Annotated in this window: 25 protein-coding genes; 14 read left to right on the top strand and 11 right to left on the bottom strand. The window is 69.1% G+C overall.

Annotation, left to right across the window (positions count from 1 at the left end):
- Window positions 1–246: 246 nt before the first annotated feature.
- From VIU94_RS03935 to VIU94_RS03925, 3 genes are read right to left on the bottom strand one after another with little or no spacing between them, the layout of a single operon-like run.
- Complete coding sequence (locus tag VIU94_RS03935) at window positions 247–771, bottom strand: hypothetical protein (RefSeq protein ID WP_331907559.1); 525 nt, start codon at window positions 769–771, stop codon at window positions 247–249.
- Complete coding sequence (locus VIU94_RS03930) at window positions 771–920, bottom strand: hypothetical protein (protein WP_331907557.1); 150 nt, start codon at window positions 918–920, stop codon at window positions 771–773. The genes VIU94_RS03935 and VIU94_RS03930 overlap by 1 nt, the downstream gene beginning before the upstream one ends.
- Window positions 917–1,153, bottom strand: coding sequence for a helix-turn-helix domain-containing protein (locus tag VIU94_RS03925; RefSeq protein ID WP_331907555.1), 237 nt, complete (start codon window positions 1,151–1,153; stop codon window positions 917–919). The genes VIU94_RS03930 and VIU94_RS03925 overlap by 4 nt, the downstream gene beginning before the upstream one ends.
- A gap of 129 nt (window positions 1,154–1,282) precedes the next feature.
- On the opposite strand from VIU94_RS03925, the gene VIU94_RS03920 reads away from it, so the two are divergent.
- From VIU94_RS03920 to VIU94_RS03900, 5 genes are all read left to right on the top strand, one after another.
- Window positions 1,283–1,696: a hypothetical protein gene (locus tag VIU94_RS03920; protein ID WP_331907553.1), complete on the top strand. Its 414-nt coding sequence runs from the start codon at window positions 1,283–1,285 to the stop codon at window positions 1,694–1,696.
- A gap of 160 nt (window positions 1,697–1,856) precedes the next feature.
- Window positions 1,857–2,246 (top strand): hypothetical protein, encoded by a 390-nt coding sequence (locus VIU94_RS03915; RefSeq protein WP_331907551.1) that lies wholly within the window; start codon window positions 1,857–1,859, stop codon window positions 2,244–2,246.
- Window positions 2,247–2,370: 124 nt separating this feature from the next.
- Window positions 2,371–3,651 carry a tyrosine-type recombinase/integrase gene (locus tag VIU94_RS03910; protein ID WP_331907549.1) on the top strand — a complete coding sequence of 427 codons (1,281 nt, stop codon included), beginning with the start codon at window positions 2,371–2,373 and terminating at the stop codon, window positions 3,649–3,651.
- Window positions 3,652–3,832: 181 nt separating this feature from the next.
- Window positions 3,833–4,159, top strand: coding sequence for a hypothetical protein (locus VIU94_RS03905; protein WP_331907547.1), 327 nt, complete (start codon window positions 3,833–3,835; stop codon window positions 4,157–4,159).
- Entirely contained in the window at window positions 4,156–4,554 is a 399-nt protein-coding gene (locus VIU94_RS03900; protein WP_331907545.1) for a hypothetical protein, read from the top strand. Before VIU94_RS03905 ends, VIU94_RS03900 begins: the two co-directional genes overlap by 4 nt.
- A gap of 71 nt (window positions 4,555–4,625) precedes the next feature.
- Here VIU94_RS03900 and VIU94_RS03895 read toward each other — a convergent pair whose 3' ends face one another.
- Complete coding sequence (locus VIU94_RS03895; protein WP_331907543.1) at window positions 4,626–5,441, bottom strand: GntR family transcriptional regulator; 816 nt, start codon at window positions 5,439–5,441, stop codon at window positions 4,626–4,628.
- A gap of 118 nt (window positions 5,442–5,559) precedes the next feature.
- Here VIU94_RS03895 and VIU94_RS03890 point away from each other — a divergent pair, with 118 nt between their 5' ends.
- The 9 genes from VIU94_RS03890 (at window position 5,560) to VIU94_RS03850 (ending at window position 10,546) form a co-directional block, all read left to right on the top strand.
- The gene (locus VIU94_RS03890) at window positions 5,560–5,847 is read left to right on the top strand and encodes a hypothetical protein (protein ID WP_331907541.1); all 288 of its coding nucleotides are present in this window, start codon (window positions 5,560–5,562) and stop codon (window positions 5,845–5,847) included.
- Complete coding sequence (locus tag VIU94_RS03885; RefSeq protein ID WP_331907539.1) at window positions 5,847–6,008, top strand: hypothetical protein; 162 nt, start codon at window positions 5,847–5,849, stop codon at window positions 6,006–6,008. The genes VIU94_RS03890 and VIU94_RS03885 overlap by 1 nt, the downstream gene beginning before the upstream one ends.
- Complete coding sequence (locus VIU94_RS03880) at window positions 6,005–6,196, top strand: hypothetical protein (RefSeq protein ID WP_331907537.1); 192 nt, start codon at window positions 6,005–6,007, stop codon at window positions 6,194–6,196. The genes VIU94_RS03885 and VIU94_RS03880 overlap by 4 nt, the downstream gene beginning before the upstream one ends.
- A gap of 176 nt (window positions 6,197–6,372) precedes the next feature.
- Window positions 6,373–6,513 carry a hypothetical protein gene (locus VIU94_RS03875; protein WP_331907535.1) on the top strand — a complete coding sequence of 47 codons (141 nt, stop codon included), beginning with the start codon at window positions 6,373–6,375 and terminating at the stop codon, window positions 6,511–6,513.
- Window positions 6,510–6,701 (top strand): hypothetical protein, encoded by a 192-nt coding sequence (locus tag VIU94_RS03870; protein ID WP_331907533.1) that lies wholly within the window; start codon window positions 6,510–6,512, stop codon window positions 6,699–6,701. Before VIU94_RS03875 ends, VIU94_RS03870 begins: the two co-directional genes overlap by 4 nt.
- Entirely contained in the window at window positions 6,698–7,984 is a 1,287-nt protein-coding gene (locus VIU94_RS03865; RefSeq protein ID WP_331907531.1) for a hypothetical protein, read from the top strand. Before VIU94_RS03870 ends, VIU94_RS03865 begins: the two co-directional genes overlap by 4 nt.
- Complete coding sequence (locus tag VIU94_RS03860; RefSeq protein ID WP_331907529.1) at window positions 7,981–10,086, top strand: FtsK/SpoIIIE domain-containing protein; 2,106 nt, start codon at window positions 7,981–7,983, stop codon at window positions 10,084–10,086. The genes VIU94_RS03865 and VIU94_RS03860 overlap by 4 nt, the downstream gene beginning before the upstream one ends.
- Before the next feature lie 119 nt (window positions 10,087–10,205).
- Window positions 10,206–10,370 carry a hypothetical protein gene (locus VIU94_RS03855; protein WP_331907527.1) on the top strand — a complete coding sequence of 55 codons (165 nt, stop codon included), beginning with the start codon at window positions 10,206–10,208 and terminating at the stop codon, window positions 10,368–10,370.
- On the top strand, window positions 10,367–10,546 hold the full coding sequence (locus tag VIU94_RS03850; protein WP_331907525.1) for a hypothetical protein: 180 nt from the start codon (window positions 10,367–10,369) through the stop codon (window positions 10,544–10,546). The genes VIU94_RS03855 and VIU94_RS03850 overlap by 4 nt, the downstream gene beginning before the upstream one ends.
- Window positions 10,547–10,732: 186 nt before the next feature.
- On the opposite strand, the gene VIU94_RS03845 is transcribed toward VIU94_RS03850, so the two are convergent.
- The 7 genes from VIU94_RS03845 to VIU94_RS03815 form a co-directional block, all read right to left on the bottom strand.
- A complete protein-coding gene (locus VIU94_RS03845; protein WP_331907523.1) occupies window positions 10,733–10,954 on the bottom strand; it encodes a hypothetical protein in 222 nt (73 codons plus the stop codon).
- On the bottom strand, window positions 10,951–11,682 hold the full coding sequence (locus VIU94_RS03840) for a peptidoglycan recognition protein family protein (protein ID WP_331907521.1): 732 nt from the start codon (window positions 11,680–11,682) through the stop codon (window positions 10,951–10,953). Before VIU94_RS03840 ends, VIU94_RS03845 begins: the two co-directional genes overlap by 4 nt.
- Complete coding sequence (locus tag VIU94_RS03835) at window positions 11,672–12,013, bottom strand: hypothetical protein (RefSeq protein WP_331907519.1); 342 nt, start codon at window positions 12,011–12,013, stop codon at window positions 11,672–11,674. Before VIU94_RS03835 ends, VIU94_RS03840 begins: the two co-directional genes overlap by 11 nt.
- The gene (locus VIU94_RS03830; RefSeq protein ID WP_331907517.1) at window positions 12,003–12,125 is read right to left on the bottom strand and encodes a hypothetical protein; all 123 of its coding nucleotides are present in this window, start codon (window positions 12,123–12,125) and stop codon (window positions 12,003–12,005) included. Before VIU94_RS03830 ends, VIU94_RS03835 begins: the two co-directional genes overlap by 11 nt.
- A gap of 536 nt (window positions 12,126–12,661) precedes the next feature.
- Entirely contained in the window at window positions 12,662–12,973 is a 312-nt protein-coding gene (locus tag VIU94_RS03825; protein WP_331907515.1) for a hypothetical protein, read from the bottom strand.
- Between the two features lie 41 nt (window positions 12,974–13,014).
- Window positions 13,015–13,827 (bottom strand): hypothetical protein, encoded by an 813-nt coding sequence (locus tag VIU94_RS03820; RefSeq protein WP_331907513.1) that lies wholly within the window; start codon window positions 13,825–13,827, stop codon window positions 13,015–13,017.
- Complete coding sequence (locus VIU94_RS03815; RefSeq protein ID WP_331907511.1) at window positions 13,828–15,024, bottom strand: hypothetical protein; 1,197 nt, start codon at window positions 15,022–15,024, stop codon at window positions 13,828–13,830.
- Between the last annotated feature and the right edge of the window lies 1 nt (window position 15,025).

Raw genomic sequence — 15,025 nt, 5'->3', positions numbered from 1 at the left:
CCACCCAGTTGCCGTTGGCGGCGGCGACGGTCGCCGTGCCCGCGGTGCCGGCCGCACCGGAGAGCGCGCTGCCGCCGGCCAGGTACAGGTCCGCCGTGAAGGCGGTCGGGTCGCCGGTGGGCGGCGTAGGCACTGGGCAGGCACGGGCTGTCGGGCGGGATCGTGGCGGGCCGAGGCGGCGCGAATGGGGAGGGCAGGGGTAGTCGGGCCGGGGGGTGGAGGGCTGGGCTGGGATGCGGAGGGTAGTCACGAGGCTTCGGCCTCAGGCCCGACGATCGAGCGGTACATCTGCTCGTACTGCTCCTCGCTAAAGACCTCGACGGTCTTCCGCTTGCCGACCTTCTTCGCCACGGCGAGGTGGAAGGACTGGAGCATCCGGGCGGTCTTCGCCGACCGGCCGTACTCACCGGCCACGAACCGGTGATCGGAGCCGGTCATCTGACCGATCGGCCGGCGCGTGTTGTCGCCATCGACCACCAGCCGTACGGCGAAGGTCGACAGGGCTGCCACGTCACCGGATTCGGCGACCTCGGCGAACCGGCGGGATGATGCCCGGCGGCGGACGAGGGTCCGCTCCCTGCGGTCGGACGAGCCGATCGCCATCGTCAGGAACTGTGCGGCGCTGGCGTGCAGCCACCCGTCGAGCAGGTCGGGGTCGGTCTCCTGAAGGCCCGCCAGCAGCTTCTCGGCGACGACAGGGGCGACGATGTCTCCCTCGCCCATCGCGTCAGCGATCGCGGCGTTCATCTCGGCGATGTAGTCGCGGGCCATCAGAACGACGCTCCGCACGTGATGCAGGAGGAACGGTCGGGTTCGTTGACGGCGTTGCAGGTTGAGCAGCGCTTCACGGGCGGGCGCTTGGGGTTGGCGAACCAGTCCGCAATGGCGAGGGCGACTTCCAGGTAGGCGCGGAGGATCATGCCGACTTCGCCTCCGGCTGCGCCTCAAGGTCGGCGATGTCGAGGTCGAGGAGTTCGGCGAGGACGACGCGGAGCTTGGGGCCCGGAGTGTGGAGTCCCCGCTCGATTCGGGCGAGGTGCGAGTAGTCGACCGGCGCACCCTTGTCGGCGCACTTCTGGGCGAGGTCCCGCAGGGTCCATCCGCGCCGCAGCCGCTGATCCCTCGCGGGTCTGTGGTCTGTGGTCTGTGGCATGTACCGCAGATTACCACAGGAGGCCACAGAGCACCACAGGCCTGTGGCAACTTTGCTACATCGGTGGGTCTGACTAGTTGTTGCATCCTGCGGTAATCTGTGGTGTCGGCATCTACCCGCGAGGACGCCATGACAGAGCAACTGGAACGCCTTAACGAGGTACTAAGCGCGCGCCGCCTAGAACTGGGCATGAAGACGTGGCGAGACCTGTCACTGGCCGCCGGAATCTCCTACGAGACGCTGCGAGCCCTCCGTGTCGGAGACGGCCGGCCGGGCGAGGCCACCATCCACGGACTTAATCGCGCCCTCCGCTACCAAGACGGGGCCGGCGTCGAAGCGCTTCTCAACGGCCGTGACCCGAAACCGGTTGACGCCAGCCGGCAGCCGCCCGAACGTGATGCCGACACGCGACTGGAGGAGATACTCGCTGACCCTGAGATCCGGGCCGCGTTCGCCAGGAGGATCGCGAGGATGTTCGATACCCCGCCCTCACCGCCGTCCAACGAGGAGGAGGGCCGGTCGGAGCGTTCCGACAGCGCGTAGGTAAGGAGTTTCTTACCTAACTGCAACTTACGGACATGACCGATATGCACACACAATGCCTACGCAAATACGGGCTGTAGGGGGCGAACCGCTGAACGTTACCGCGCAGAAAGACCCAGCGACGCAGATGGCCCCCTCCATGTAGAAGGGGATCCGCTCAATGTCGAGCGACCAGCAGAACCAACACCACTCAAACCGGCATCGCGACCTTACGTACCGGCGGTATGCGACGGCGCTCGTCGCCGGTGTGATGCTCGCAGCCGGCTCAGTCGGGGGACTGGCCATCGGAATGGATCTAGGGAAGCAAGCGGTCTACAACGCATGTCTCTGTCTCGTGCTCGTCGGGACGATCATGATGACCGCCGCGTTCAGCGGGACGGTCGAAGTGGTCTCTCAGCTCGACGATCGCGCCGACGAGAACGGCGAGAAGATCGCCAAGCTTGAGGGCCGCGTGGACGCGCTGACCGATGCGCTCTACCACGTGGCCGGCAAGGCGACCGTGGACGTCGATGAGCTGGGGAAGCGCCGCAGCAGCGGCGGCAGGGGGTAGCCTCCAGGCGCCCCGGGCCCGCCCCCCGGGACGCTTACTGAACAGTAAGACTCGCCTCACCTCGTGAACCGCGCACACGGGGGGAGGCGTCACACCACCAGTCCCCCCACCCATGGAGCACCCCATGGCGGTGTACGACCGCTGGCACCGAGCCCACCCCCGCCCCGGCCACGAGCCGTGCAAATGCGGGACCACCCGCACGCCGCTCTACCCCACCGCCGAACACGGGCAGGGCGACCGGTGGCAGGTCCGCTGGTACGACGACGAGGGCAAGCAGCGCAAGCTCAACCGGCCGAAAAAGGGCGGCAAGAACGACGAGACCGACCACGAGATCTACGCCGAAGCCCTCGACGCCAAGGTCCGCAACGAACTGAACACCGACACCTACATCGACCCCAAGGCCGGCAAGGTCACACTGGAGTCCTACGCCAAGGACTGGCGGGCCAACCTCGCCGGCGACCCCGTCACCCTCTCCCGCGTCGACAGCATCCTCAAGGTCCACCTCTACGGCAAGCCGATCGGCAAGCAGACCATGGCGAAACTCGCCAAGCGCCCGTCGATCGTGCAGCAATGGCTGTCGGGCATGGCGAAGCTGGAACCCAGCACGGTCCGCAACAACATGCGGGTGCTGAACTCGGTCCTGATCGCCGCGCTCGACGACGGGGTGATCGGCCGCAACCCCACCCGGGCGCGGTCGGTGAAGCCACCGAAGGTGGTGCGCAAGGACGTCATCCCGTGGACGCTCCAGCGAGCCGAGACGGCCCGGAGCGCGATGGCCGACCATCTGGCCGCCATGGTGGACGCCGCGATGGGGTGCGGACTGCGGCAGGGGGAATGCTTCGGCCTCGCGCTGGATGGGATCAACTGGCTCGGCCGCGAGGTGAACGTGATCCGGCAGGTCCGCCTGCTCGACGACGGGACATTCGTGTTCTCGCCGCCGAAGGGCGACAAGACCCGCACGGTCCCGTTGCACGAGCGGGACTCGCTCCGGCTCGCCGCGCACATCTCAGCCCACGGGACGACCACGGTCACGCTGCCGTGGGTCGACGCCGACGGCCCGCCGCACACCGCCGAGCTGTTGTTCACCAAGGCGGGCAAGCCACTGCACCGCCAGCACTTCAACCGTGACGACTGGCGGCCGGCCCGCCGTGCGGCGGGGGCGCCGGACATCCGGGCGAACGGCTTCCATGTCCTGCGGCACACCTTCGCCTCGGCGCAGCTCGCCGGTGGCCTGGACATCAAGACGCTGGCGGTCTACCTCGGCCACGCCGACCCCGGATTCACCTTGAACACCTACACCCATCTGATGCCGACGGCGGCCGATCGGGCGCGTAAGGCGATGGATGAGTTCTACAAGATCACAGACCCGAATGCCCTGAATATGCCCGGAGAGGAGTCCCGGTGATACGTATCAGCAGGTCACAGACTCATGCGACCAGTTGTCCCCGATCTGGTTCCAGGGGTGGCCTGACCAGCGATCGCGCCGTGAGCATGGCCTTGACCAGGGGGAACGCTACTTCGATCTACTCTGATCCACTCCCCACTCCCCACGGCCGGATGCCCTGCATATGCCCTGGCGGTGGATCATGACCGCCGAGACGCTCGGCACCGGGCAGATCGCCTGGCAGCGCCGCGCCGCCGGGAAGCTCACGGAGATCCTCCTCCGCTACCCGCACCTGCCCCCGCTGTCCTGGACCGTCGGGAACGCCGGGGCCACGCTCACCGCCACCGTCTCCACCCTGCCGACCGAGCCTGAGATCCGGGACGCGTTCACCGCCTGGGCCGACGTACTCGCCCTCACCGTGACCCCGGCGCGCACCGACCAGATCAGCACCCGCCTCATGGCCACCGGCCGGCGCGACGGTGTGCACCTCGTCCTCACCGCCACGATCTACGCCGAGGACGGGTCATGAGGCCCGAGCGATGGTCGATCGTGCCTGGCGTCTCCCGGCGCACACTGCCGATCGCCGTCGTGTGCGGGCTGGTCACGTTCCCTCTCTACCGATGGGGGTCGAAGGTTCTGGTCAGCACCGAGACGACCGTGGACTTCAGCCCGGAAGACGCGGGCACCATGTCGGCGCTGCTCATCGTCGGGACCTGCATCACGTGGGTCGTCCTCTTCACCGGCGCCGCAATCTGCACAGTGATCGACATGGTCATCGACCTCCGTGCGCGCCGCGCAGAGAAGCGTGAGGTCGAGCGGAAGCGGCGGGCCGCGCGTCTGCGTGCGCGCCGGTTCGCCGGTGTCCCCAACGGCGAGCACCGCGTCGGGTGCCAGCCCGTACGGCCGGAAGATCTCGCAGCCTGACGCTGTCACCCCCGTGACGTACGATGCCCCGCCGGTCACCTGACTGGCGGGGCGTCGTCATCCTCGAACCTCTACGGCTCCTTACGGCTGTGCGGCCGACCCGGCGGGGACAGCACCTCGAACACCGCCGAGGCGTCCCGCTCCAGTTCGACCACCGTCTCGATCCGGTCCGACGGCACGACCATGACCGTCACCTCCACCGGCTCGCCGAGACTCGCCGACGTGCTCACCCGGCAGATCTCCAGCACCGGCAGGCGCGTCGGGATGCTCAGCAGCGTCGACTCCTCCTTGCTCGGCAGGCGGCTGCGAGTGATCTCCCGCCAGTGCAGCGGGCCATGACCGGCGCGCTCGATCGCGTCGAGGTAGCCGCCCGGCAACCCCTGCTCGGCGACCTTCGGGGCGGCCTCGGCGACGTCCGGGCGGATCCAGGAGTCGGACAGGGTGAACGGGGTCTCGCCTTCCGGTGAGGTGACGCGCCGTCGGCGGAGGACGGGCGTCCCGACCTCGACGCCGAGCAGTTCGGCGGCACGTTCCGGGATCGGCTCAACGGTTCGGCGCGGTGTGACGTGGTGGACCCAGGTGGGCTCGTCGGCCTTGGTCGCGGCGAAGCTGTAGCCGCCCTCCAGCCGACGCCGATGCACGCGCGTACCTCTCGTGATGCGCCGACGGATCCTCGGCTCCAGCACGACGGTTCCTCGTCGAGGTGTGGACTTCAGCAGGCCCTCGGTCTCCAGCTCGCGTACGGCGGAGGCGACGGAGCCACGGGCCGATTGGTAGTACGCGGCGAGATCGGCCATGCGCGGGATCGTGTCGCCGGGCTGCCACTCACCGCCGCTGATGCGGCGACGGAGATCGTTTGCGATCTCGCGGTATCGGGCGGCTGTCACGGGCGCTCCACTCTGTCTCACCGGATTTGTTCGACCATATTGACGCCGGGTGGGTGGCGGGTGCAACATGCAATATGTTCGAACTTATTGGCCCGCCATAGCCGGGGAGTGATTCTACGTGACTGAGGGCGACGGCACGCCTGTCCAGGACGACGACGACTTTGCGCAACTCCGCAAAGATTTCCCCGGCTGGGACTACTGGCGGGCTCACGACAGCTTCGACAACCCCACGTCCTGGATGGCCACCCGCGTTGACCCCACCGCCGGTGTCGACCGCACCCTGATGTCCCGCGACGAGCCCGGCCTGCGGGTCCTACTGGCTCGGCAGAAGGACGCGGTGGAGTCCGGTACCGGCGTCGCGGTCTCCGCGAAGCCGGACGCGTTCTGGGGCCCCTCCTACCTCTGATGACCAGATCCCCCAAGACGCGGGAGGGGTGCCGGATGCGCGGCCGTCACCTCTCCCGCCCAATCGTCGTACGGCCCGGCGTCTACGGAGCCAGTGGCAACGGCGCGCCCACGGTGCCGGACCCCGGGCCGTACGACCCAGACAGCGCGGAGGCGACGTGAGCCGCTACCGCAACGTGGACGACCCCGAAGACTACGAGCGGGCCGTGCGCGAACTCACCAAGGTTCTCGACGAGCGCCCGCTGCTGCACTACGCCGTGCCGGTCACCGAGGACCAGGTAGCCCGCGACAACGCCCGCGAACGCAAGCGGCTCGGCATCGAGGACGGCGAGGGCAAGCCCGATGAGTGACGCCCGCTGGCTGGCGCTGCTCGCACTGCCCGTCTCCACCGCTGCGCTCCTGGTGTTCCTCTGGTGGACCCGCCCGCGAGGAACCCGCAGCCGAGGCAACCACCGCCGCTGACCCCCCGACCAGCACGACCAGCCCCCGCGGCTTTCCCCGGGGGCTCACCCTTTGAGAGGCACCGATGAGACACCGCGCCTGTATCGCCTTCTACGCCACCGGGATGGTGACCCTGGCGTTCTTCGCCCCCTGGAACATCACCGCCGCTGTAGCGGTCGCCTGGGGCGCGTCCCTGGTGCACGCCATCGGGACGAGGACCTCATGACAAACCTCAGCGCACAGGACGCGCTCCACATCGCCGTCATCGCGGGAGTCGCGTTCATCGCGGGCAGCTTCCTCAGCCCGGGGTGGGGCGTCATCTCCGCTCTGGTGCTGTTCGTCATGGTGTGGGCCGGCGTGGCGCACGCCCTCGGCGACACGCGCGACGACACCGACGAGGAGGGCGGCCGATGAACGAGCGCCTCCTTACCCTCGTCGAGCAGAACCCGGCGCCGGCGGCGGTGACCGCCGTGGCGCTGCTGGTCCTGGTTGCCTTCGCGATCCACCGAACTGTCCGTGCGTTCGGCCGGCTCCGAGCCCGCGTCGGGGATGAGCAGCTGCTCACGGTCGCCACCTCGACGATCGCGACCGGCGTCGCCGCGCAGGGCATGTGGGGTTACTTCGAGACGCTCCACATCCCGGTGTGGCTGCGCGTGCTGTTCTTCGCCTTCCTGGAACTGATGGTCGTCACGAGCGCCCTGCGCGCCCGGACGTCGATGCGGGAGGGGCACGGCACCGGGGCCGATGGCATCGCGATGTGGGTCCTTACGTGCCTGTCGGCGGTCCTGTCGGCCACGCACGCAGCGAGCCCCGGTGAGGTGCTGCTGCGCCTGTCCGCTCCGCTGGTGGCTGCGTGGGGCTGGGAGCGGAGCATGGCGCTGGAGCGGCGCCAGCGCACCGGCAGGGCGGGGATCAACTGGCGGATCAGCCCCGAGCGGATGCTCGTCCGGCTCGGGCTGGCCGACCCCACCGACCGGACCGCGTCCGAGGTCGACACGCACCGGCGGCTGCTGCGGCTGGCGATCGCGACGAGGCGAACCCAGGCGGCCAGTGGGCCACGCCGGTGGTGGTTGACCAAGCGACTGAACCGGGCCATGGAAGGAGCCGTCGAGTACGGCGGGCTCGGCACCGATCCAACCAGCCAGGCCACACTGACGACCACACTCGGTGCGCTGGTGAACACGGCCGGGCTTATGGAGCTGCGACCCGCCGCGCCATGGGACGAGCAGCCGGCCCGAGCGACCATCGTTGCAAGGGTGGTCGAGCCGGATGGGGGCCTGGTCGAACTGGGGCCCGGAAGCGCCGGGGCGCCGGTGGAGTTCGACCGGTCTCAGCCGCCCTCAACCAGCACCCCCGACGCAGGTCACAGCGTTGCGCACACACTCGACGAGGCCATCCGCGCGGCCAAGGCTGACGGGCTGGTCGAACGAGACCTGGCAGCGAACTTCGACGTCAGTCGGCACCGGGTGAGGAAGGCGCTGAAGCCGACCACCGAATCAACCACCGAACCGGCCACTACCGAGGCGGGCGACATCGACGCGAGCACGGGCAGCGCAGCCGGGGAGGAGCCAGTGACGGAGCCGCAGACTTCGACCAGAGGTCGACGCTTCGGCATGCGGTTGCATCGGTGGTTGTTCACAGCCGAGGAGGCGCCTCCGCTCCACGCCGTGAACGGCCACCGTCCGGAGTGCGCATGACCGTCCACACCCCGCCCCGCCTGTTCTCCGTCCCCGACGCGGACGAGGCCCCGGTGTCCATGCTCAAGGACGCCGGGGCCGTTGAGCTGGAACCGACCGTCATCGAGGCCACACCCGTCGACCAGCCCGCACCCCGCGGGGACGGGTGGATGGCCGAACGCCGGGCACGCATGGCCGCCGCCCCCGCCGTCATCCCCGGATGGCTGAAGGACCCCACCGAGTTCAGCGAGTCCGCCCAGTTCGTGGTCCGCTACTACGCCCGCGAGTGGTCGTTCTACGCGGTGAGGGCACCTGTTTACGCAGGTCGCCTGTGGGTTCGCGCGCCGAAGGGTGCCATCCGGCTCGGCGGTCAGTGGTTCCGCTGGGTCACCGACGCCGAGTCCCGCCCCGTCGAGGCCAAGGCATCCGCCTCCGACCCCGCCACGTGGTCGTCGTTCGTCGTCATCCAGAAGACCCACCGCACCGGGCCGCGTAAGAGAACGTCGGCCATCGTCGGCGTACCGGCCGGTGTGCTGCTCATGCTGGCCTACTTCCTGCTGCCGGGGTGGCAGGCCGCGCTCGTGGCCAGCGGGATCGCCCTGCTGCTCGGCCTCGCCGGACGGGACTCCGACAAGCCAATCGTCCACCGGTACGTGGCCATCAAACTGCAACGCAAGCTCGACTCCGGCGAGGTCGAGAACGCCCTCGCTGCGATCGGGGTCAAGGGGAAGCCGGACTTCACCGCTCCCATCCAGGTCGACGGCCCCGGGTGGCTCGCCGAGCTTGACCTACCCGGCGCCTACGAGGCCGACGAGGTGCTGGAGAAGCGCTCCAAGCTCGCGGCGGCGATGAGACGCCCGCTGTCGACGGTGTGGCCGGAGAACGACCGCGACGCCCACCCCGGCCGCCTGCGCCTGTGGGTGGCGCGTGAGGACCCGAACAAGGCCAAGCGCAGGCTGTGGCCGCTCATGAACGAGGGACAGGCCGACCTGTTCACCGAGATCCCCTACGGGTTCGACCCGCGTGGCCGGCTGGTGAAGCTCCGCCTCATGTACTCCAACCTGCTCATCGGCGGAGTCATGGGGTCAGGGAAGACCAGTGCTGTGCTGGCGATCGCACTGGCCGCAGCGCTCGACCCCACGTGCGAGATGTGGCTGTATGAGATGAAGGGCTCCGGCGACCTCGACTCGCTGCGCCCCATCTGCCACCGGTACGTCTCAGGCGACGACGACGAGCACTGCAAGGCCGCCCTCGACGGGCTGAAGGCGCTTGAGCGGGAGATGAAGCGCCGCAAGAAGGTCGTCTCCGACCTGCCAGTCTCCGACGTCCCCGACGGCCGGAAGGTCTACCCCCACCTCGCGGCCCGCCGCGACCTCGGACTGCACCCGCTGCTGGCGATCCTTGACGAAGTCCACAGCTTGTTTGAACACCCAAAATACGGAGCTGAAGCAGCCGAGATCGCGACACGGTTGGTGAAGAAGGCACGGGCGTACGGCATCATCCTCGTCCTCACCACCCAGCGCCCCGACTCCAACTCCATCCCCCGCGGGGTGTCCGACAACGCCATCACCCGCATCCTGCTCGCGGTCACCGGGCACATCCCCAACGACCTCATCGCAGGGACCGGCGCCTACAAGCGCGGCGTACGCGGGACCATGTTCGACCCCGAGCGGGACGCCGGTACCGGCTGGCTGGTGCGCTCGGCCCTGAACGCGCAGATCGCCAGGGCGGCGTTCATCAAGCAGGCCGAAGCCCAGCAGATCGGCAAGCGCGCCCTCGCCCTGCGCATTGCCGCGGGGACGCTGTCGGGGCAGGCCGCCGGCGAGGACATCGAGGAGGTGGACGAGTCCACGATCGTCGACCACCTCCGTGAGGTGTGGCCGGACGGCGAGGAGACCATGCACTCCCACCGTCTCGTAGAGGCTCTCGGCGCGCTGCGCCCCGAGCTGTACGGCGGGTGGCTGGAGGGTGACCAGGCGGCCCGCTCGACGATGCTCGCGACAGCGCTCCGCCCGCACGGCATCCACACCTTGCAGGTCCACAAGCGAGGCGCCGGGGGCGGGGGTAAGGGGCTGCGTTGGGAGGACGTCAGACCCGCCGTTGGGGGCTCGGATGAGGACTGAGCGCCAAGAGGGGAAACCAGAAACCGCGCAGGTCAACCCACGGTTTTGCCGATACCACCCCCGAAACCGGTTTCGCCTCGGGGGAAACCATCCGGGGGGCCTGAGAGAGGAGATCGGTCATGGCAGACAGAGAGCAGATGCGCAAGGACGCGGCCACGTTGGAGCGTGAGGCGGACACCCGGGACGGCATCGCGAGCGACGGCGCCGCCGACCCCGGCAAATGGCAGCGGGACGCCGCGTCGATGAGGGCGCAGGCCAGGACCCTCCGACGCAAGGCCCGATGACGATGGGTCTGATCAGGCGCACGATCCAGCCAGCGGCAACCTTCACCACCGCGACGTACAAGCGGAGTGACGGCAAGACGTTCACGGATGTGAAGGACGGTCGAGGCCGGGTCGTGGCGAGTGTGCCGGGCAGCAACAAGGCCTCGGCGCTGAGAGCCGCCACGGACCGCACCTGACCCCACGCAAGACGAAGCGGCCCCCGCTTCCAGTCCGAAGACCGGAGAGCGGGGGCCGTTCTGCTTTTTCCCGGACCCAGGAAAAAGCCTGGTCACGCGTGAAGGGCCGGGCCGGCTGAAGCCGCGTGATTGCGGGTGCTCCGGTATCCCGGTGCAGACGGTGATCCCGCGCCCTCGCGTCTCAGGCTACATGCCGGTGCGGTCCGTGGCGGGCTCGTGCGGCTCGGGCTTCGGAGCGTTCGGCACACGCCACACCCCGTACGCCGCGACCAGAGCCACAGCGATCGCCGCCCACTCGGTGGTGGTCACCTCACCATCGGTGACAGCCGCCTGGCACGCGACGAACACCGGGGTGAGCGCGGCCACGGCCGCCTTCCAGTAGCGGGGGAACGCCTTGAGTACCTTCATGGTCTCGCCTCCAGCAGCGCCTTGATCTCGGCGAGCTCGGACCGGAGCGCGGCCACCTCGCCCTGCAGGGCGGTGACCCGGGTTCGGGTGTCGTGGATCTTGATCTCCGCGCCACGGAGCCAGCCGCCCGCCGTGATCTCCTTGACGCCGGGGTGCTCCTCCTTGCCGTAGTCGGGCACGCCGATCTCGTGCGCCCAGACGTCTTTCGCTGCCACGTCGTCGTCCTCCTTGGTGGTGCTCGCGGCCCGGGCGAGGGTGCCGTCATTGATGAGGCGCCGCAGGATGTCCCCGCAGCACGAGGTGCTCACGAACGCGCTGTGCGGCCGTATGGCGGACGCCACGCCCTTGCCCCTCAGCCACGCCCGCAACTCCCTGAACGCGTTGATCTGAGCGGCGGTGGGCGACTCGGACGGGCCGCTCATGAACGTCACTGAGTACCACGTGGCGTTGCCGCCGGGCTGTGCGGCCTGGACCTTGTTGAGGCCCCGGCCTTCGAGCACGATCCCGTGCGGGCACACCGCGAAGCTGTAGCCGATGTCAGCCCATCCCCGGCTCGGGCCCATGTGGAAATTCCGGGTGTTCCGCCAGTAGGTGCGGCACGAGGCGTGCTGCTTCTTGGCGAGGCTCTGATTACTGCCGTCGTAGTGGACGGCGATGCCGTTGCGGGGCGAGGCCGACCCGGCGGCGGACGGGCCCCAGCCGAACATGGATCTTTTCTCAAGCTTCACTGTCCACTCCCTCCGCGTGCTTGTCGTCCGACGGCCGCACGTGCGGTGGGCGGTCGAGAGGCGGCAGGTACTGGGGCCCAGAGCCCGGCTTCCGGTCGAGGGCGGCTAGGAACATCGCCCCGATATCAGGGGCGTACAGGAAGGCTCTGGGGTCCTGCATGCCCTCCGCCAATGCCCGAACGTGACCAATGGCGGCTTTAACCCGGTCCTGGACTAGCTGGTCTACCTCGGCATCGAAGGCCGCCATGGCGATGTCGGTCGCCCTGCCGATGGTGAGTGGCGGCGCATCACGGAGAGCCCCGAACAGCCGGGAGCGCAGGTCATCCGCCATCCGAATCCACCCCCTCCACGTAGGTGTCGTGCGGGTCGATGACGCCCTCCTCGGGCACCTCCGGCTCCGGCACCACGGGCACGTCGATCTCCTCGACGCCTGGTTCGGTCACTGGTCCTCCTCAGTCCTGTACGCATGTCGAGGTCTGGCGCGGGCCGCCGACCGTGAGGGTGGTGATGGTCTCCCGGTGGAAACCCTCGCCGCACGGAGGTCCAGGCGGGCCGGCCGGACCCTGCTCGCCGTCCTTGCCATCGGCGCCGTCCTTACCGTCCGCCCCGTCTTTGCCTGGCTCGCCGGGTGGGCCTGTGACGGTCGCACCCGGGGCGCCAGGAGCGCCAGAGGCGCCGGTCTTGCCCGTGCCACCCGGAGGCCCCGAGGGACCGGTGACCGTGCGGCCTGGCTGCCCTGGGGGGCCCGTGGCGCCCGGCGGGCCGGGTGCGCCAGAAGGTCCGGGCTCAGGGGATGCGGCGGGGGTGCCGCCGAGACGTTCCACCTGCCGACCACGCGTCTCCGAGAGCGCCTCGGCCTTACGCAACCGATCGCCCATGTCGCGGATCTCGGAGTTCACCCACAGCGACAGCGCCAGGAACGCGACCGCGAGCAGACCAACCCCAAGGTTGCGGCGGACCTTGCGGACGTGGTCAGCCATCATCGACCACCCCGGAATGCCAGCAGAATCGTGACGGCCATCGTGAGCAGGAAGAACACACCGGGCACGAGTCCCGAGAACACTGTCTGCCGCCAGTTCGTGCCGGACTTGTCCATCCGCTCATGCAGCGCTTTGTCCGCCGCCTCCCGTGCGGCCTTCTCGACCTCGATGTCCCGCTCGATCTCGGTGAACCGGTGCTCGACGTGCCGCTGATCGGAGGAGTACTCCGGTCGGGACACCAGCCCCTGCAAGATGCCCTTGACCTCGTCGATACGCCGGGCGAGCTCACCGGTGGAGACCTCATCGGCCACTTCGCCCCCTCATCATGTGAGCGCGGTGGTCGTTGTCGTGGTCATACGCCGTCCCAGACCAGCCCGATGCGGCACTCTCGGCCGGCGGTGACGTCAACGGCGGTGATGGACGACTCGGTGGAGTACCAGAGGTCCAGCTGCAGCCGCTGGCCGGCCTCCGCCCACAGTCTCCAGAAGCCGTTGGAGTGCTTGGGGTCGGTGGAGCCCGTGGGGATAAAGGGCTCGCACCCCTCCCAGGCGTTCCCGAAGCCCGACGGGGAGTCGTTGTTGATGGACACCCCGGGGATGAGCACGAGCCCGGCAGCACCCGCCGTGGCAGCGCTGAGGGACACCACAGCGTCGACAGCCCACCAGCCCGTCCACCCGGTGGGGATCGTGTAGCGGGTGGGGTCGCCGTCGATCTCGGTCACGCTCGTGCCGATCGCGTGCACCCGTGTGAGCCCCACACCGCCGCCCGTCGCCGAAAACGTCAGCACGTTGCCCGCAGGGGCCCCGATCCGCCGGTACTCGGCGTTCGCACCGGAGTTGATCCGCACGTAGTCGCCCGAGGAGAACGACGCACCGGAGGCGACCGTGATGGAGGTGTCGCCCGCCACGGTGGCCACCGACAGCGTCGAGGAAGCGCCACCTCCGACGACCGCACCGGCGGCCCACCCGCCGTGTGTGTCTTCTTCCAGGCTGTCCCAGGGGACGTTCTGGTGGAGGTTCTCGGTAACGTTCCAGGCGCTGGTGCGGCGGGCGCGGAACACGGGCGGGTCAAGGAGTGCGGTGAACGGGTCGCGTATCCCGGCGTTGAACGCCGCGGGGACATCGAGGGTGCCCGGGTAGAACGTCGGCACCAGCGGGGACGGCATCTAGGGTCGCCTCCAGACCGCGATCAGCCTGCTGCAGTTCCCGGCGCCGGTCTGCACCGACAGCGATGCGCCCTGCGTGTGCTGGAACTGCACCTCTACGTAGTCCCCGACCGCCATACGAACCCACCCGGTCGCGTAGATCGCGGTGCCGATCGCGTTGTTGGTGACCGGCGTCGTCGAGCACCCCTGGTAGACCGCCGTGCCGCCGGCGGCGATGGTGTGCAGCAGCCTGACGGCGCGGAAGCCCACGTTCGCCGCGGTCTCGGAGACGCTCGCGAGCCCGGCCACGTAGTAGAGCCCGGCGCGCTGGCACACGTACCGCGAGGTGTTCGACACGGTGGAGTGCCCGGCGTAGTTGTCGACGGTCTCGGTGCCGAGGGTGATGGACGTCCACGACCCGGTGCCGGTGGGGATGGTCTGCGCGGTGCCCTGGCTCGTCAGCCTCGCAATCGGCGGGAAGTGCAGGTAGCGGATGACGTCGCGCACGTGCTCGTTGAGAGCGATCTTCCCGCCACTGGTGTCGGTGGCGCTGAGCACGTCCGCGCTCGTCCACGTCCGCGGGGTCGCAGGTGCCGGGGAGACGACGCCGATGTCCGTGGCCATGCTCACCCACCGCGCGGTGAAGCTCGGTGACTTCCCGGACACGGTGGTGTTCACGCTGCCAGCGGTTGACTGATAGGTCATCAGCTCCATGTACGCCGAGCCGCTATTGGTCATCTCGACCAGGTCGATCAGCTGCACCGAGCAGCCATGCGCGGCGGTGGCGGTGACCTTCATGCCCTCTTGGATGGTGCCACCGCCGTTGACTCTCAGCCCGGCGATCCTGACTCCACCCGCCGCGCCGCCGAACGTCACGTGCCCACTGACCAGCCACCAGTCCGTGAAGCCCGTGCTGGTCGGCGAGTACCACCGGGACGTGTTCGTCTCGTCCGAGTGGCCGCCGCTGGTGTCGATCAGCTCCCGGTCCAGCGGCACCGGGGTCCAGGTGGACGCGGGCACGCTGAGCGCGGTGGTTCGGAGCGCTTGGAACGTCGTGACCCGCCGGTGCCAGTCGACCGCGCTGGAGATATCGCGGTTCAACCACTTCGCCCGCAGCGGGTCGCCCCTGGTCGTACCGGACTGGTCGACCCAGGTGCGCGGTTCGACGGGCGCCTGAACCCCCTGCCCGTCGGCGAGGTAAATCGTCGTGCCACCCACG

Source organism: Streptomyces sp. (genome assembly GCF_036566765.1).
Taxonomy (GTDB): domain Bacteria; phylum Actinomycetota; class Actinomycetes; order Streptomycetales; family Streptomycetaceae; genus Streptomyces.
This window is presented reverse-complemented; position numbering and strand designations above follow the sequence as displayed.

Bases quoted from the DNA above. Each gene is read 5' to 3' on its own strand.
- VIU94_RS03935 (WP_331907559.1), bottom strand. From the start codon at position 771: ATGGCCCGCGACTACATCGCCGAGATGAACGCCGCGATCGCTGACGCG.
- VIU94_RS03930 (WP_331907557.1), bottom strand. From the start codon at position 920: ATGATCCTCCGCGCCTACCTGGAAGTCGCCCTCGCCATTGCGGACTGG.
- VIU94_RS03925 (WP_331907555.1), bottom strand. From the start codon at position 1,153: ATGCCACAGACCACAGACCACAGACCCGCGAGGGATCAGCGGCTGCGG.
- VIU94_RS03920 (WP_331907553.1), top strand. From the start codon at position 1,283: ATGACAGAGCAACTGGAACGCCTTAACGAGGTACTAAGCGCGCGCCGC.
- VIU94_RS03915 (WP_331907551.1), top strand. From the start codon at position 1,857: ATGTCGAGCGACCAGCAGAACCAACACCACTCAAACCGGCATCGCGAC.
- VIU94_RS03910 (WP_331907549.1), top strand. From the start codon at position 2,371: ATGGCGGTGTACGACCGCTGGCACCGAGCCCACCCCCGCCCCGGCCAC.
- VIU94_RS03905 (WP_331907547.1), top strand. From the start codon at position 3,833: ATGACCGCCGAGACGCTCGGCACCGGGCAGATCGCCTGGCAGCGCCGC.
- VIU94_RS03900 (WP_331907545.1), top strand. From the start codon at position 4,156: ATGAGGCCCGAGCGATGGTCGATCGTGCCTGGCGTCTCCCGGCGCACA.
- VIU94_RS03885 (WP_331907539.1), top strand. From the start codon at position 5,847: ATGACCAGATCCCCCAAGACGCGGGAGGGGTGCCGGATGCGCGGCCGT.
- VIU94_RS03875 (WP_331907535.1), top strand. From the start codon at position 6,373: ATGAGACACCGCGCCTGTATCGCCTTCTACGCCACCGGGATGGTGACC.
- VIU94_RS03870 (WP_331907533.1), top strand. From the start codon at position 6,510: ATGACAAACCTCAGCGCACAGGACGCGCTCCACATCGCCGTCATCGCG.
- VIU94_RS03865 (WP_331907531.1), top strand. From the start codon at position 6,698: ATGAACGAGCGCCTCCTTACCCTCGTCGAGCAGAACCCGGCGCCGGCG.
- VIU94_RS03860 (WP_331907529.1), top strand. From the start codon at position 7,981: ATGACCGTCCACACCCCGCCCCGCCTGTTCTCCGTCCCCGACGCGGAC.
- VIU94_RS03855 (WP_331907527.1), top strand. From the start codon at position 10,206: ATGGCAGACAGAGAGCAGATGCGCAAGGACGCGGCCACGTTGGAGCGT.
- VIU94_RS03850 (WP_331907525.1), top strand. From the start codon at position 10,367: ATGACGATGGGTCTGATCAGGCGCACGATCCAGCCAGCGGCAACCTTC.
- VIU94_RS03845 (WP_331907523.1), bottom strand. From the start codon at position 10,954: ATGAAGGTACTCAAGGCGTTCCCCCGCTACTGGAAGGCGGCCGTGGCC.
- VIU94_RS03835 (WP_331907519.1), bottom strand. From the start codon at position 12,013: ATGGCGGATGACCTGCGCTCCCGGCTGTTCGGGGCTCTCCGTGATGCG.
- VIU94_RS03820 (WP_331907513.1), bottom strand. From the start codon at position 13,827: ATGCCGTCCCCGCTGGTGCCGACGTTCTACCCGGGCACCCTCGATGTC.